Here is a 13,824-nt window from a genome sequence, read left to right on the forward strand (position 1 = left end):
CGCCGGCTCAGGGCAGCGGGACCAGGCGCTCCAGGTAGCAGGGCGCGGGCCGCTCCGGCGTCGCGAGCAGCGACTGCACCCGGTAGCGGCCGGGCGGGAGGTCGACCGTCAGGTACTCGCCGGACTCGACGGCCTCGCCGCCCCCGGCGGCGGTGTCGACGAGCAGGTACCGCCCGGCCGTCAACTCGGCCACCGGGCCGTCCTCCCAGACGCCTTCGCGCAGCGCCTCCTCCACCGGGGGTCGGAGGTCGTCGTCGAGCCCGAGGTCGACGGGGCGGACGAAGATCCGCTCCTCCGCCAGCCAGCGGACCGGCAGCGGCTCGGCGCCGAGGACGAGCAGGTCGCCGTGCCCGGCCACCCGGTGGACGGTGGCGTAGCCGCCCTCGAACACCTCCGTGGCCTCGGCGGTCCACCCGGCGACCGTCGCCTCGGGGCAGAGCACGTACCAGCCGCTGTCCGTGCCGTCCAGCCAAGCCTGCTTCGTGTGCGTCATGAGGGGGATCCTCGCACGGGGAGTGGGAAGTCGGCCTCGCCGACTTCCCACTCCCGCTCCTGGGGCTCCGACCGGTCGGTCAGGAGTGGAACGTCACCTCCGGGTTGGCAGGGCTCGGCCCGTCCAGCAGCGGCTGGTCGATCCCCTTGAGCTGGAGGTCGAAGAAGGCCGCGACGTACGCGCGGGTGAGCTCCACTCCGCGCTGCGCGGACATCGTGGTGCCGGGCGGCGTCGGCAGGCCGAACTTCTCGGCGAACAGCATGAGGTCGGTGAAGCTGCTGTGGTTGGAGCCCTGGAAGGTGACCCATCGCTTCCAGCCGTCCAGCCGGGCCCAGGCGTCGGTCCAGGACTGGTCCTCGGGGCCGTCCAGCGGGTGGCCCACCATCAGGTACGGCTTGCCGCCGATCCCGGAGTCCGGCACCGCGTAGTCCATGCTGCCGTCGAGATCGGCCCCGGCCTTGATGCGGTCGTCGGTGACCAGCGCCGGGACGGCTGCGGCGCCGCCGGCCGAGTGCCCGGCCATGCCGATGCGGTCGCGGTCGATCAGGCGGGCGTAGCGCCAGGCCGGGTGGGGGCGGTCGGTGAGCTGGTCGAGGACGAAGGAGACGTCCTTCGCCCGGCTCGCGTCCAGGCCCGCCCAGGCCGGCCGGTCGTGGAGCGTGCCGCAGACGGTGCACGGCAGCGTCGTCCCGTCCGGGAAGGTGGTGCCGCTGTTCTCGTAGGTGTGGTCGACCAGCGCGACGACGTACCCGCGGCTGGTCAGGTCCTCGGCGAGGCTGGTCAGTTCGGTACGGGGCGCGGTGAAGCCGGGGGAGAGGACGATCAGCGGGTAGTGGCCGCCCTGCGGCCGGGCGTCGGCCCGCGCCCAGGTCCGGGTGGCGGTCAGCGCCTCGGTCGGGAGGTGGTTGCCGGGGATCTTGGTGTCCAGCAGCAGCCGTGCGGCCTCGGGCGTCATGTACGGCGCCGGGCTGCCGGTCCCGGGGTGAGCGGGGTAGTACATCGAGACCATCAGCTGGCGCGGCCCGGCGGAGGGGACCCACGGGTCCGGCCGGTCCGCGTCGACGAGGTGCAGGACGTCCAGTCCCACGGCGTACGGCCCGGTCGGGCGGGGGAGTTCGACGGGGGAGGTCGCCGGCGCGTCGGCGGCGACGGTGACGGCGGGGCCCGGTGAGGGTGCGGCCAGGGCCGGGACGGTGGTGGCGACGGACAGTGGCAGCGCGAGCAGCAGGGCTGCCGCGGCGGCGGTGCGACGAAGTCGGCTCATGTCGTCACCGTAGGTTGGCCGAAAGGGAGTTGACGTCCGCTCAGCGGCGTAGTGATCCCTTCCGGGGGTGGTGCCCCGGCCCCCTAGGGGCGGGGCCGGGGGCCGGGCGGGCGGGCCCGTTCGCGCGGCTCAGGCCAGGGCCTCCAGGATCGTCGCATTGGCCAGGCCGCCCGCTTCGCACATGGTCTGCAGCGCGTACCGTCCGCCGCGGCGGCGCAGTTCGTGGACCAGGGTGGTCATCAGCCGGGTGCCGCTGGCACCCAGGGGGTGGCCGAGCGCGATCGCGCCGCCGTTGACGTTGAGCCGGTCCGGATCGGCCCCGGTCTCCTGGAGCCAGGCCAGGACGACGCTGGCGAAGGCCTCGTTCACCTCGAACAGGTCGATGTCGGCGAGCGAGAGCCCCGAGCGGCGCAGCACCTTCTCGGTCGCGGGCAGCACGCCGGTGAGCATCATCAGCGGGTCCGAGCCGGTGACCGCGAAGGAGTGCAGCCGCGCCAGCGGGCGCAGCCCGAGCCGGGCGGCGGTCTCGCTGCCGGCGATCAGCACGGCCGAGGCGCCGTCGTTGATCGGACTGCTGTTGCCGGCGGTCACCGACCAGTCGATCTGCGGGAAGCGCTCCGCGTAGGCCGGGTCGGCGAAGGCCGGCCGCAGGCCGGCCAGCACCTCGGGCGTGGTGCCGGGGCGCACCGACTCGTCCGTGGTCACCAGCCCGCCGGGGGTGCCCACCGGGACCAGCTCGTCCGCGAACCGGCCCTCCGCGTGGGCCCGGGCCGCCTTGGCGTGCGAACCGGCGGCGAACTCGTCCATCGCCGCCCGCGAGATCGACCACTTGGCGGCGATCAGCTCGGCGCTGATGCCCTGCGGGAGGAGCCCGCCCGGGTACCGGGCCGCGACCTGGGCACCGAACGGGTCCGCCCCCGCCGGCACGTTGGACCACATCGGCACCCGGCTCATCGACTCGACCCCGCAGGCCACCACCAGGTCGTACGCCCCCGCCATGACGCCCTGGGCGGCGAAGTGCAGGGCCTGCTGGGAGGAGCCGCACTGCCGGTCGACGGTGGTCGCGGGGACGGACTCCGGCAGTCCGGCCGCCAGCCAGGCGTACCGGGTGGTGTTCATCGCCTGCTCGGCGACCTGGTCGACGCAGCCGCCGATCACGTCGTCGACCAGCGCGGGGTCGATGCGGCTGCGGTCGACCAGGGCCCGGAGCGCGCGGCCGAGGAGTTCCACCGGGTGGACGGAGGAGAGCGCGCCTCCCGGCTTGCCCTTGCCGACCGGCGTGCGGACGGCTTCGACGATCACGGCGTCGCGCATGGCGGGCCGCCTTTCCTGAGAGGGTGGTTGGAAAAGCAAACTCACTATAGGACTGGTGAGTTCGAGAATCCAACCTTCTTGGGGGCGGACCACCCCCTGGGCCTGGCCGGATGATCTTGGATTGTGGGAGGATGCCGCCCATGACGTGCATCCGAAGGGGCCGTGCCTCGTAGAACACCAGCCTCACTGCGGCCGCGGGAACGCGGTTGGGCAAGCCCCTGGGTGCGGTACCGCGATGTCCCGGGACTGTCGGGAGCGGCGAACGCCGCCGTCCGCGCGCTCGAACGGGACCGGCTGTGCCCGGGCATCGTCGCGGTCGCGCTGAGCGTGTGGTCCGTGCGCGTCCATGGGACCAAACGCCGGTGGCGGCCCTGGGAGGCCGAGTTCACCTGCCGGTGCTGCGGCGAGGGGTGGGCCCGGGACAAGCTGCGGGAGGTCCTGTTCATGCTTCCGCCGAGCGCCGCCGGCGAGCTCCGGGCACAGGTGGAACGCCTGGACGCGGTCCTGCTCGCGCGCACGCATCACGAGCCGATGGCGGACCCGGAACTCGCCTGGTGGCACCGCAGGTGCTGACCGCGCCCCCGGGCCCGTCCTAGCCGGCCAGGACCCTCACCTCCTCCAGGAACTCCGCCGCCGCACGGGCATTGGTGACGGCGAGGCTGAGCGGCAGCCCGGCCGACCGCGTCCGGATCTCCAGCTCGCCCGGCCCGGCGGCCCGCACCGACCGCAGCTCCGCCCACCGGAAGGCCTCCGTCGTGCCCGCCGGGTGCGCGGGCCGGTGCACCAGAGCGCCGCGGGTCACCGTCAGCCGCCCCCGGGCGAACCGCACGCTCCCCTCCGCGCGCAGCGCCTCGTGCAGGCCGGCCCGGAGCCGGGGGGAGAGGTGCCCGTCCACCTCCCGGAACAGCCCCTCCAAGCCCCGCAGCTGTGCCAGCCGCACGGGCTCCTCCGCGCCGACCAGCCATATGCGCCCCTGCTCGCCGGCCCCGCGCGGCCCGCCGGGAACGTGCTCGCTCGCCTCGATCTCCTCCCACCGCACCGGCCGCTCGCCGCCGGCCGGCCCGACCAGCACCAACCCGCCCTCGTGCACCCGCACGGCCCGCAGGCCCGGCGCCGCCCGCAACCGGCCGTACCCGCCCGCGACCACCAGCGCCACGGCCGCCACCACCGGCGCGGGCCACCACTGCCCGACCGCCAGGCAGAGCGCCACCGCGACGGCCGCGGCGCCCGCGCCGATCCAGCCCCGCGCCCGCCGGGGCACCGGACGGAACCGCCGGTACACCCGCACCACCCGTCCGAGCGGCCCGGGCGGAGTCGGCGTCCGGCCCTGGCCCGCGGCCCCGGCCGGCCCGACCAGCCGCGGCCACGCGCCACCGCTCAGCACGACGGACCGCGCCCGCACCGTCGCGGGCGACCACACCACCGCCACCTCGGCCACCTCCCACTCCACTCACGGACTCCACAAGCGGAGCCCCGGCTGCCACGTGCACAGCGTCAACCCCCGGGCACCCCCGCGAACAGTGCCAATCGACACCTTCCGGCCTGAATCGGCCCCACCGCCCCCCTGCCGATCGGCACAGCGGGCCGGGCGGTCGGCCGCCGCCGGGCGGGGCGGCGCGGGCGGGGCGGCGCGGTGACGGGGAAGGCTGCCGGGCACGGGACGGTCCCGGCGCGCCTCGGTAGTTGGCTCGATTCCGCTCGCGCAGCGCAGCGCAGCGCCGCGCCGCGCCGCACGCCCTGCCCGCCCCGCCCCGCCGGGCGCTACGCCCCGAGGCCGTTCTGCAGGCGGCGCAGCAGGGTGGTCCCGGCCGCGTCGACCGAGCGGCGGGTGTTGGCGAGCACCACGACCCCCACCTGCTTGTCCGGGTCGAAGGCGATGAAGGACGCGAACCCGCCCGTCCCGCCGTTGTGCCAGATCTGCAGGTGGCCGCCCTGCTGGGTGTGCAGGCGGTGGCCGAGCCAGCCGAGGTGGGTCCAGGCGAAGGGGTTGACGCGGTGTCGGGTCTCCCGGGTGAGGGCGATCGCCGCCGCCAGCGGGCCGTCCGGTGCGCGGCCGGCGGCCAGTTGGGCGCGCAGCAGGACGGCGAGGTCGGCGGCGGTGGAGCGCAGTCCGCCCATGCCGGGCAGGGCGGCGAGGTCCCAGTAGGGCACCGGCCGCCCGCCGGGCGTGTGGCCGCGGGCGAGCCGTCCGGCCTGGCCGCCGTCCTCCCGCAGGCAGGTGTCGGCCAGCCCCAGCGGTTCACAGACTTCGCGGGTGATGAGGTCTCCGTACCCGGTGCCGGCCCGGTGGGCGAGGGCGAGGCCGAGCAGTCCGGCGCCGAGGTTGGAGTAGCGGAAGGCGTGCCCGGGTTTGGCGCGCAGCCGGGTCCGGGCGAGCCCGGCCAGGACGTAATCGGTGGTGCAACGGGCGTACGGGTCGGGCCGGTTGGGGCCGATGAGCGCGCCGACCGCGAGGCCCCGGGGCAGCCGGGGGAGACCGGAGGTGTGGGTGGCGAGCTGGCGGAGGGTCACCGGCTGCCCGCGCCTGGCCGGAACCGCGACCCCGCCCGAGCCCGAGCCAGCCCGCGAATCCGACTCGGCGGCCTGCCCGCCGGCCCGCCCGTCGCCCCGAACCCCGGCGAGCACCTCCGCGAGTGGGTCGTCCAGCCCGACCGTGCCGTCCAGCGCGAGCCGCGCGAGGAGCAGGGAGGTGAACACCTTGGTGACGGAACCGATTTCGAACAGCGTGTCCGGGCCGGGCACTCCGCCGCCCGGCCCGGTGCGTCCGGCGCCGCGGATCCCGACCTCTCCGCCGGCGAGCCCGGCGACGACCGCTCCGACGTGCCGGTCGGCGAGTCGGTCGGCGGTCTGCTGCACCAGGCGGAGGAGATCGTTCATACCGGCGAGCCTAAGCACCCCACCAGCGAACTCGTCGTCCGGGTGAACGATTTCGCCCGTGCGCCGCCGTTCAGTCCCCGAGCGCGGTCCGCAGCCGGGCCGCGACCGCCGCCGCCTCGGCCTCGTCCGGGTACGGACGCCGCGGCCAGAAGAAGCCGCGCAGTCCGTCCTTGGGATTGCGCGGCACCACGTGCACGTGCAGGTGCGGCACCGACTGGCTGATCCGGTTGTTCGCCGCGACGAAGCTGCCCGCCGCGCCCAGGCCGTCCGCCGACTCCACCGCCGCCGCGACCCGCTGCACCGCGAGGAAGAACGGGCCGACCTCGGCGGCCGGCAGGTCGGCCAGGGTGCGGTGGTGGGCGCGCGGCACGACGAGGACGTGACCGGGGAACAGCGGCCGGCGGTCCAGGAAGGCGACGGCCGCCCCGTCGTCCAGCACCCGGTGGGCGGGTTCCTCGCCGGCCACCACCGCACAGAACACGCAGTCCATCCGTCCATTGAAGCCACCGGCGCCCGGTCCGGCACCTCCGCAAACCCCCGCCGCCCGGACGTCACCCGGACGGCCCCCGGCCGGGTGCGTCCGCCCGGGGGCCGGGTGCACGGTGCCGGCGGGGGACGTACCCGAGCGCGCCGTCGAGCGGTGGCGCGGCCCCACCGAGGAGGTGGCCCGGATGGCGGGCAGGTTCGAGGTCTACGAGGACGCCGGCGGCAAATACCGGTTTCGGCTGAAGGCGGGCAACGGCGAGATCGTCGCCACCGGCCAGGGCTACTCCAGCAAGGAGGCCGCGCACAAGGGCGTCGACGCGGTCCAGCGGGCGGCCGTCGACGCCTCGGTGGTGGACCTGCCCAAGGCCGCGTGAGACCGGGGCCGCGCGCCCGGCCGACCGCTGCTGTGCCGGTGCCTCACTCGTACCGGTACAGCAGTGCGTCCCGTTCGTCCTGCTCGATCATCGCGATGGTCAGCGAGTCGTCCCGCAGGTGCGAGAGCGTCACCTCGGCGGAGCTGGGCTGGGCGTCCCTGGCGAGCCAGCGGTCCGGCTGCCAGGCCGAGCCGCGCAGGAAGGCCTTCGGGCAGTGTGCGTACACCTCCTCGACGGCGACCACGATCGCGCTGCGCGGCGGCTTGCCCACGGCGGTGAGCTGACGCAGCAGTTCGGGGTCGGCGGACACGCAGGCCCGCCCGTTGACCCGCAGCGTGGTGTCCCGGCCGGGGACGGTGAACAGCAGCCCGACCCGCCCGTTGGCCAGGATGTTCTGCAGGGTGTCCAGGCGCTTGTTGCCGGTGGCGTCCGGTATCGCCAGGGTGCGGTCGTCGAGCACGGACACCAGGCCGGCGGGGCCGCCGCGCGGGGAGACGTCGCAGTTGCCGTCCGCGTCCGCGCTGGCCACGAACACCAGCGAGGAGCAGGCGATGAGCTGCTTCGCCACGTCGTGGAGCCGGTCCACCTGCTTGCGCCGCGCGCGGTCGCCGGGCTGCTCGTAGATCTCGCGCAGTTGCGCGGGGTCGGTGAGGGCGCCCGCGCTGAGGGCGGCGAACAGGTCGGCCGGACGGGCCTGGGCGGCAGCTGACGGAACGGTGTATTCCGGTTCGATGGTCATGGCGGGAATGTACGGGATGCCGTCCCGCGCGCCCCGGGGCCCGCCCCCGGGCGGCCTCGCGGTCCCGGCCGCGCGCACCGCCCGTCGTGCCCGTCCGTAGCCCTCCGTGAAACCCCGGCCGTACCCCTCGCCACCAGCGGTTTTCCGCTGATAATGGGGCCAGGGACTCACCCGGGACCGCGCGGAGGTGGTGGTCGTGATCATCAGGATCTGGGCCGGGCAGGTTGTCGCCGGCCGCCTGGAGGAGTTCTGCGCGCACCTGGCGGCCCAGGTGCTCCCGCAGCTCGGGCGGACGGACGGCTGCCTCGGCGGTGAGCTGCTGCGCTCGGTGACCGAGGACGGGCACCGGGTGCTCGTGCTGAGCCGCTGGCGCGACGAGGAGGCCCTGCGCGGGTACGCCGGGCCGATGTGGCGGATCCGGCCGGTCTGGTCGGAGGGCGAGCTGAGCTACCTCGCGCACCCCCCGGAGGTCACCCACTTCATGTCCGTCGCCACCCCCTGAACACCGCGCCGCCCCGCGCGCGGCGCGCGGCGCACGACCGCGAGCCGCACGGCCACGCGCTCCACCGCCACGCGCTCCACCGCCACGCGCTCCACGGCCACGCGCTCCACCGCCGCGCGCCTCACACCGACAGCGGCACCGGGTGGATCTCGTCCGCCGGGTGCCCGGTCCGGTCGTGGATCCGCTGCACCGCCTCCTTGGACGGGGCCTCGGAGAGGCAGTACACCGTGCCCGAGTCCGGGTCGGCCCACGCCTGTTCGAACTGCACGCCCTCGTCGCCCTGGATCGCCAGGTCCGCCATGTGGGCCTGCCGCAGCTGCTCCGCCGTGATCCCGGCCATCCCGTGGTGGACGTCCATGAACTTCATCGTCCTCGCCTCCATGCCTACCGACGATGCCTACCGACGATGCCTATCGACGACGCCTGCCGAAGCGTCCTCCGGGGCCATGAGCAGGCGACGGCCGACGCCCCTGCTACCAGCGTCACCCCCGGCGACCGGCTCCGCCACCAGGCTCTCCACCAGGCCCTCCAGCAGCCCGCCACCAGGCCCGACGCCCCGGCCGGCCGCACGACCGCGCCGCCCGCGCCCGCCGCTCATTCCCGCCGCGGCCGTGAAACAGGCCACAGCCGAAGCCCCTCCCTGCGCCGGTGCCGCGCGTGGCACAATGTTGCCAACAGCAGTGACGTTCAGCGCACTCCGGGGTCGGTGAAAATCCGAACCGGCGGTTACAGTCCGCGACCCGTCCGCAGCCAGCGGCCGGTTGACCAGGTGAAATTCCTGGACCGACGGTTAAAGTCCGGATGGGAGGCGTGCGCGGGCGGACGAAGAGCAGTACCCGTGGTCCAGCTCCGAGAACACGAGCGGCGAACCTCGAAGCGAGAAGCTTCGAGCACCGGCGCGCGAGGGATCGACGAGCGGCGGACCGCGGTCAGGTGAGCGGCGGGAGCGGGTCTCCCGGGCCGGGAGAGCGATCCCCCGGCGGCCTCGGCACTCCGGCGACGGTCGTGCCCGCGGCTTCGCGCACCGGTGCCCGTCCGTGTCATCTCCCTTCTGCCGCCCCGGAGTCCGCGCCCCAAGCGCGAGGAGACCCGGGTGTTCACCGGCATCATCGAAGAGCTCGGCGAGGTCGTGTCGATCGAGGAGATCGGCGACTCCTCGCGGATCCGCCTGCGTGGCCCCGTGGTCTGTGCCGACGCGCGGCACGGCGACTCCATCGCGGTCAACGGCGTCTGCCTGACCGTGGTCGACACCCCCGACGAACTGGCCGCCGGCACCGGCGAGTTCAGCGCCGACGTGATGGCCGAGACACTGCACCGCTCCAGCCTCGGCGAGCTCAAGCCCGGCTCCCGGGTGAACCTGGAGCGCGCCATGGCGCTCGGCGCCCGGCTCGGCGGCCACCTCGTCCAGGGCCATGTCGACGCCACCGGGCGGCTGTTGGGCCGCGAGCCCGGCGAGCGCGACGCGGCCGGTGAACTCCGCTGGGAGGTCCTGCGGTTCAGCCTGCCGGAGGGCATCTCCCGCTACCTGGTGGAGAAGGGCTCGATCACGGTCGACGGCGTCAGTCTGACCGTGGTGGAGGCCGCCCGGGACAGCTTCACCGTCAGCCTGATCCCGGCCACCCTCGCGCTGACCACGCTCGGCGCCAAGACGGTCGGCGAGAGCGTCAACCTGGAGGTGGACGTGCTCGCGAAGTACGTCGAGCGCCTGCTCGAATCGCGCACCCTCCCGTCGCTGCCGGCCCTCCCGCCCCGGTCCGACGCGCACGGTCCGGCGACCGGCCAGACCCTGCCGGGCACCGGAACCCCGGAGGAGGCCCGGTGAACTGGCTCAACGCGGAAGCCTTCACGGCCTTCGGCCAGGCGGTGAAGTGGGCCGACATGATCGGCAACCTGCTCGGCTTCGCCGGGCTGGCACTCGGCTGGCGCCGCTCGGTGTGGAGCTGGCCGGTCCAGCTCCTGTCCGGCGCCGTCCTGGTCGCCTCCTACCTCGGCGGGCACGTCCCCGGCCTGATGGGCAAGCAGCTGATCGTCATCGCCACCGCCGCCTGGGGCTGGTCCCGGTGGCGGCGCGGCCGCGGCGCCACCGGCACGGTCGCCGTCCGGTTCGCCGATCGGTCCGAGCGGGCCGTCCTGGTCGGCGCCACCGCGGCCGGCACGGTCGCCCTGGCCCTGCTGTTCAAGGCCTTCCCCGACCTGTCCTGGAGCCCCTGGGCGGACGCCTACATCTTCGTCGGCACCCTGGCCGCGATGGTCGCCCAGGCGCGGGGCTGGCTGGAGTTCTGGTTCGCCTGGATCGCCGTCGACGTCGTCGGCGTCCCGCTGGCCTTCCACAGCGGCTACACCTTCTCCGGCCTGACCTACTCCGTCTACTTCGTCCTGGTGGTGCTCGGCCTGCGCTCCTGGTGGCTGAGCACCCGTGAGCCGCGAGTCACCTCCGCCAACGTTCCGCAGGGAGTCCCGGCATGACCGAGAACCAGACGTACGACAGCACCCTCGGCACGGACGGGGAGGACCTCGTCCTCGACCCCGTCGAGCGGGCGATCGCCGACATCGCCCTCGGCCGCGCCGTGATCGTGGTCGACGACGAGAACCGCGAGAACGAGGGCGACATCGTCTTCGCCGCCTCCGCCGCCACCCCCGAGCTGATGGCCTTCACCATCCGCTACAGCTCCGGCGTGATCTGCGCCCCGATGACCGGGGAGGAGCTGGACCGGCTCAAGCTCCCGCCGATGACCCAGGTCAACGAGGACCGCAAGGGCACCGCCTACACCGTCTCGGTGGACGCCCGTGACGGCGTGGACACCGGCATCTCGGCCGCCGACCGCGCCCGCACCGTCCGGCTGCTGGCCTCGGCCGGCACCGAGCCCGGCGACCTCACCCGCCCCGGGCACGTCTTCCCGCTGCGCGCCGTCGAGGGCGGCGTGCTGGTCCGCCCCGGGCACACCGAGGCCGCCGTCGACCTGGCCCGGCTCGCCGGGCTCGCGCCGGCCGGCGCGATCGCCGAGGTGGTGAACGACGACGGCACCATGGCCCGGCTGCCCGAGCTGGTCGCCTTCGCCCGCGAGCACGGCCTGGCGATCATCTCCATCGAGGACCTGATCGCCTACCGCCGCCGCACCGAACTGCACGTGGACCGGGCCGCGACCACCTCGCTGCCCACCGCGCACGGCGACTTCACCGCGGTCGGCTACAAGGGCACCATCGACGGCGTCGAGCACCTCGCCCTGGTGGCCGGCGGCCTCGGCCCGGACGGGCGGCTGCCGGACGGCGAGGACGTCCTGGTGCGGGTCCACTCCGAGTGCCTGACCGGCGACGTCTTCGGCTCGCTGCGCTGCGACTGCGGCCCGCAGCTGGAGGCCTCGCTGAAGCGGATCGCCGAGGCCGGCCGCGGCGTGGTGCTCTACCTGCGCGGCCACGAGGGCCGGGGAATCGGCCTGACCCACAAGCTGCGCGCGTACGAGCTGCAGGAGCAGGGGCGCGACACCGTCGACGCCAACCTGGACCTCGGCCTGCCCGCAGACGCCCGCGACTACAGCATCGCCGGGCAGATGCTGGCGGACCTCGGCGTCCGCTCGCTCACCCTGCTGACCAACAACCCGCAGAAGCTCACCGCGCTGACCGACCACGGCCTCAAGGTCGAGGGGCGCGAGGCGGTGGCCACCACGCCCGGCGAGCACAACCTGCGCTACCTGCGCACCAAGCGCGACCGGATGGGCCACGACCTGCCCGGCCTCGGCTCCTGAAGCACCGAAGCACCGAAGCACCGAAGCACCGAAGCGAAGCACCCCAGCACCGAAGCGCCGAAGTACCCCAGCGCCGGCGCGCCGAAGTCCCCCCAGCACCGGCGCGCCCCAGCACTCCAGCGTCCCAGCGCCCCACCGAAGACCCAGGAAGTAGGAACCATGAGCGGCCACGGAGCCCCCGAGCTGACCATCGACCACGCCGCCGACCTCAAGGTCGCCGTCGTCGCCGCCCAGTGGCACGACACCGTGATGAACGGCCTGCTGGACGGCGCCCACCGCGCGCTCAAGGAGCTCGGTGTCGCCGAGCCGACCGTGCTGCGCGTCCCCGGCACCTTCGAGCTGCCGGTCGCGGCCAAGCGCCTCGCCGAGCGCGGCTACGACGCCGTGATCGCGCTCGGCGTGGTGATCCGCGGCGGCACGCCGCACTTCGACTACGTCTGCCAGGCGGCCACCTCCGGCCTCACCCAGGTCAGCGTCGACACCGGCGTCCCGGTCGGCTTCGGCGTGCTGACCTGCGACAACGAGGAGCAGGCGCTCGACCGCGCGGGCCTGCCGGGCTCCGCCGAGGACAAGGGCCACGAGGCGGTCACCGCCGCCGTCGCCACCGCGGTCACGCTGCGCGACGTCCGCTGACCACCCGCGACCACCCGTGCACGCCTCCGGGCCGTGGACGTCCACCGGACCGTCCACGGTCCGGAACCGTTTACCGCCCGTCCGCCGGCACGCCGTAAGGTGAGTCCCATCATGGCTTCGAAGACATTCGAGGAGCTCTTCGCCGAGCTCCAGCAGAAGGCCGCCACCGGCGACCCCGCGACCTCCCGTACCGCCCAGCTCGTCGAGCAGGGCGTCCATGCGATCGGCAAGAAGGTCGTCGAGGAGGCCGCCGAGGTCTGGATGGCCGCCGAGTTCCAGTCGGACGAGCAGGCGGCGGAGGAGATCTCGCAGCTCCTCTACCACGTTCAGGTGATGATGATCGCCCGCGGGCTGACGCTCGACGACGTCTACAAGTACCTCTAGAACACCCGCTCGGAACACCCGCTCCCGTACGAGCGCACCCCCTCCCACCAGGTCCCACAGGTAAGGAAGCAACCTCCCATGCTGCGCATCGCCGTCCCCAACAAGGGTTCGCTCTCGGGTCCCGCGGCGGAGATGCTCCATGAGGCCGGCTACCGCCAGCGGAAGGACCCGAAGGAACTCGTCCTGGTCGACCCGAACAACGAGGTCGAGTTCTTCTTCCTGCGCCCGCGCGACATCGCCGTCTACGTCGGCTCCGGCCGCCTGGACGTCGGCATCACCGGCCGCGACCTGCTGCTGGACTCGCACTCCAACGCGGAGGAGGTGCTCGCCCTCGGCTTCGCCGGGTCGACCTTCCGCTTCGCCCGCCCGGAGGGCGTGGACGTGCAGGACGTCAAGGGCCTGGAGGGCCTGCGGATCGCCACGTCCTACACCGGCCTGGTCGAGCAGCACCTCGCCGACCACGGTGTGAAGGCGACCGTCACCAAGCTGGACGGCGCGGTCGAGACCGCGGTGCAGCTGGGCGTCGCCGACGTGATCGCCGACGTGGTGGAGACCGGCACCAGCCTGCGCAACGCCGGCCTGGAGGTGTTCGGCGACCCGATCCTGATCTCGGACGCCGTCGTGATCCGCCCCAAGGGCGCCGGCGAGGACGCGGGCGTCGACCAGTTCCTGCGCCGCCTGCAGGGCGTGCTGGTGGCCCGCCGCTACGTGCTGATGGACTACGACATCCGCGCCGAGAAGGTCGGCGCCGCCGTGGCGCTCACCCCGGGCCTGGAGTCGCCGACCGTCTCCCCGCTGCACACCGAGGGCTGGGTGGCCGTCCGCGCGATGGTGCTCCGCAAGGAGGCCCAGCGGATCATGGACGACCTGTGGAGCATCGGTGCCCGGGCCATCCTGGTCACCAACATCCACGCCTGCCGCCTCTGACCCGCCCGCGGGCCCGCGAGTGGGCCCGTGAGCAGGCCCGCGAGTGGGCCGCAAAGTAAAGAACGGTTCAATCGGGGCGGGACGCCGA

The 13,824-nt window shown here is 74.2% G+C and carries 17 protein-coding genes and 1 riboswitch; of the genes, 9 read left to right on the forward strand and 8 right to left on the reverse strand.

The genetic code is table 11. The annotated features are described in order from the left end of the window. Positions 1-7: 7 nt before the first annotated feature. The 3 genes from ACPC54_RS08405 to ACPC54_RS08415 form a co-directional block, all read right to left on the reverse strand. Positions 8-493: an Imm21 family immunity protein gene (locus ACPC54_RS08405; RefSeq protein WP_498962600.1), complete on the reverse strand. Its 486-nt coding sequence runs from the start codon at positions 491-493 to the stop codon at positions 8-10. 79 nt (positions 494-572) lie between these two features. Further along, positions 573-1,757 carry an alpha/beta hydrolase family protein gene (locus ACPC54_RS08410; RefSeq protein WP_498962601.1) on the reverse strand — a complete coding sequence of 395 codons (1,185 nt, stop codon included), beginning with the start codon at positions 1,755-1,757 and terminating at the stop codon, positions 573-575. Between the two features lie 129 nt (positions 1,758-1,886). Beyond that, entirely contained in the window at positions 1,887-3,071 is a 1,185-nt protein-coding gene (locus ACPC54_RS08415; RefSeq protein ID WP_498962603.1) for a thiolase family protein, read from the reverse strand. 222 nt (positions 3,072-3,293) lie between these two features. On the opposite strand from ACPC54_RS08415, the gene ACPC54_RS08420 reads away from it, so the two are divergent. Further along, entirely contained in the window at positions 3,294-3,644 is a 351-nt protein-coding gene (locus ACPC54_RS08420) for a hypothetical protein (RefSeq protein WP_498962605.1), read from the forward strand. Between the two features lie 19 nt (positions 3,645-3,663). On the opposite strand, the gene ACPC54_RS08425 is transcribed toward ACPC54_RS08420, so the two are convergent. From ACPC54_RS08425 to ACPC54_RS08435, 3 genes are all read right to left on the reverse strand, one after another. After that, positions 3,664-4,521: a hypothetical protein gene (locus ACPC54_RS08425; RefSeq protein ID WP_498962607.1), complete on the reverse strand. Its 858-nt coding sequence runs from the start codon at positions 4,519-4,521 to the stop codon at positions 3,664-3,666. A 311-nt stretch (positions 4,522-4,832) separates the two neighbouring features. After that, entirely contained in the window at positions 4,833-5,948 is a 1,116-nt protein-coding gene (locus tag ACPC54_RS08430; protein WP_498962609.1) for a serine hydrolase domain-containing protein, read from the reverse strand. A 70-nt stretch (positions 5,949-6,018) separates the two neighbouring features. Further along, a complete protein-coding gene (locus ACPC54_RS08435; protein WP_498962611.1) occupies positions 6,019-6,438 on the reverse strand; it encodes an HIT family protein in 420 nt (139 codons plus the stop codon). 181 nt (positions 6,439-6,619) lie between these two features. On the opposite strand from ACPC54_RS08435, the gene ACPC54_RS08440 reads away from it, so the two are divergent. Next, a complete protein-coding gene (locus ACPC54_RS08440) occupies positions 6,620-6,808 on the forward strand; it encodes a YegP family protein (RefSeq protein WP_498962613.1) in 189 nt (62 codons plus the stop codon). A 43-nt stretch (positions 6,809-6,851) separates the two neighbouring features. On the opposite strand, the gene ACPC54_RS08445 is transcribed toward ACPC54_RS08440, so the two are convergent. Beyond that, positions 6,852-7,547 (reverse strand): MSMEG_1061 family FMN-dependent PPOX-type flavoprotein, encoded by a 696-nt coding sequence (locus ACPC54_RS08445; RefSeq protein ID WP_498962615.1) that lies wholly within the window; start codon positions 7,545-7,547, stop codon positions 6,852-6,854. A gap of 196 nt (positions 7,548-7,743) precedes the next feature. Between ACPC54_RS08445 and ACPC54_RS08450 the strand changes: the two genes are divergently transcribed. Beyond that, positions 7,744-8,049 (forward strand): antibiotic biosynthesis monooxygenase family protein, encoded by a 306-nt coding sequence (locus ACPC54_RS08450; protein ID WP_498962617.1) that lies wholly within the window; start codon positions 7,744-7,746, stop codon positions 8,047-8,049. A 121-nt stretch (positions 8,050-8,170) separates the two neighbouring features. On the opposite strand, the gene ACPC54_RS08455 is transcribed toward ACPC54_RS08450, so the two are convergent. After that, positions 8,171-8,431 carry an SCO4226 family nickel-binding protein gene (locus tag ACPC54_RS08455; RefSeq protein WP_498962619.1) on the reverse strand — a complete coding sequence of 87 codons (261 nt, stop codon included), beginning with the start codon at positions 8,429-8,431 and terminating at the stop codon, positions 8,171-8,173. A gap of 307 nt (positions 8,432-8,738) precedes the next feature. Further along, a riboswitch (FMN riboswitch) is annotated at positions 8,739-8,866 on the forward strand. Between the two features lie 276 nt (positions 8,867-9,142). Here ACPC54_RS08455 and ACPC54_RS08460 point away from each other — a divergent pair. The 6 genes from ACPC54_RS08460 (at position 9,143) to hisG (ending at position 13,736) form a co-directional block, all read left to right on the forward strand. Beyond that, on the forward strand, positions 9,143-9,871 hold the full coding sequence (locus ACPC54_RS08460) for a riboflavin synthase (protein WP_498962621.1): 729 nt from the start codon (positions 9,143-9,145) through the stop codon (positions 9,869-9,871). A 56-nt stretch (positions 9,872-9,927) separates the two neighbouring features. Then, positions 9,928-10,515 (forward strand): nicotinamide mononucleotide transporter family protein, encoded by a 588-nt coding sequence (locus ACPC54_RS08465; RefSeq protein ID WP_498963198.1) that lies wholly within the window; start codon positions 9,928-9,930, stop codon positions 10,513-10,515. Next, a complete protein-coding gene (locus ACPC54_RS08470) occupies positions 10,512-11,792 on the forward strand; it encodes a bifunctional 3,4-dihydroxy-2-butanone-4-phosphate synthase/GTP cyclohydrolase II (RefSeq protein WP_498962623.1) in 1,281 nt (426 codons plus the stop codon). The genes ACPC54_RS08465 and ACPC54_RS08470 overlap by 4 nt, the downstream gene beginning before the upstream one ends. A gap of 159 nt (positions 11,793-11,951) precedes the next feature. Continuing rightward, entirely contained in the window at positions 11,952-12,425 is a 474-nt protein-coding gene (gene ribH, locus ACPC54_RS08475; protein WP_498962625.1) for a 6,7-dimethyl-8-ribityllumazine synthase, read from the forward strand. A gap of 111 nt (positions 12,426-12,536) precedes the next feature. After that, complete coding sequence (locus tag ACPC54_RS08480) at positions 12,537-12,809, forward strand: phosphoribosyl-ATP diphosphatase (protein ID WP_498962627.1); 273 nt, start codon at positions 12,537-12,539, stop codon at positions 12,807-12,809. Between the two features lie 78 nt (positions 12,810-12,887). Then, entirely contained in the window at positions 12,888-13,736 is an 849-nt protein-coding gene (hisG, locus tag ACPC54_RS08485) for an ATP phosphoribosyltransferase (RefSeq protein ID WP_045694644.1), read from the forward strand. The last annotated feature ends 88 nt before the right edge of the window (positions 13,737-13,824 follow it).

Source organism: Kitasatospora sp. NPDC094028 (genome assembly GCF_049543595.1).
GTDB lineage: Bacteria > Actinomycetota > Actinomycetes > Streptomycetales > Streptomycetaceae > Kitasatospora.

Excerpts from the sequence above, each read along its gene's own strand:
- ACPC54_RS08410 (WP_498962601.1), bottom strand. The coding sequence starts at position 1,757 with ATGAGCCGACTTCGTCGCACCGCCGCCGCGGCAGCCCTGCTGCTCGCG.
- ACPC54_RS08405 (WP_498962600.1), bottom strand. The coding sequence starts at position 493 with ATGACGCACACGAAGCAGGCTTGGCTGGACGGCACGGACAGCGGCTGG.
- ACPC54_RS08430 (WP_498962609.1), bottom strand. The coding sequence starts at position 5,948 with ATGAACGATCTCCTCCGCCTGGTGCAGCAGACCGCCGACCGACTCGCC.
- ACPC54_RS08470 (WP_498962623.1), top strand. The coding sequence starts at position 10,512 with ATGACCGAGAACCAGACGTACGACAGCACCCTCGGCACGGACGGGGAG.
- ACPC54_RS08415 (WP_498962603.1), bottom strand. The coding sequence starts at position 3,071 with ATGCGCGACGCCGTGATCGTCGAAGCCGTCCGCACGCCGGTCGGCAAG.
- ACPC54_RS08455 (WP_498962619.1), bottom strand. The coding sequence starts at position 8,431 with ATGGAGGCGAGGACGATGAAGTTCATGGACGTCCACCACGGGATGGCC.
- ACPC54_RS08445 (WP_498962615.1), bottom strand. The coding sequence starts at position 7,547 with ATGACCATCGAACCGGAATACACCGTTCCGTCAGCTGCCGCCCAGGCC.
- ACPC54_RS08435 (WP_498962611.1), bottom strand. The coding sequence starts at position 6,438 with ATGGACTGCGTGTTCTGTGCGGTGGTGGCCGGCGAGGAACCCGCCCAC.
- ACPC54_RS08440 (WP_498962613.1), top strand. The coding sequence starts at position 6,620 with ATGGCGGGCAGGTTCGAGGTCTACGAGGACGCCGGCGGCAAATACCGG.
- ribH (WP_498962625.1), top strand. The coding sequence starts at position 11,952 with ATGAGCGGCCACGGAGCCCCCGAGCTGACCATCGACCACGCCGCCGAC.
- ACPC54_RS08480 (WP_498962627.1), top strand. The coding sequence starts at position 12,537 with ATGGCTTCGAAGACATTCGAGGAGCTCTTCGCCGAGCTCCAGCAGAAG.
- hisG (WP_045694644.1), top strand. The coding sequence starts at position 12,888 with ATGCTGCGCATCGCCGTCCCCAACAAGGGTTCGCTCTCGGGTCCCGCG.
- ACPC54_RS08465 (WP_498963198.1), top strand. The coding sequence starts at position 9,928 with ATGATCGGCAACCTGCTCGGCTTCGCCGGGCTGGCACTCGGCTGGCGC.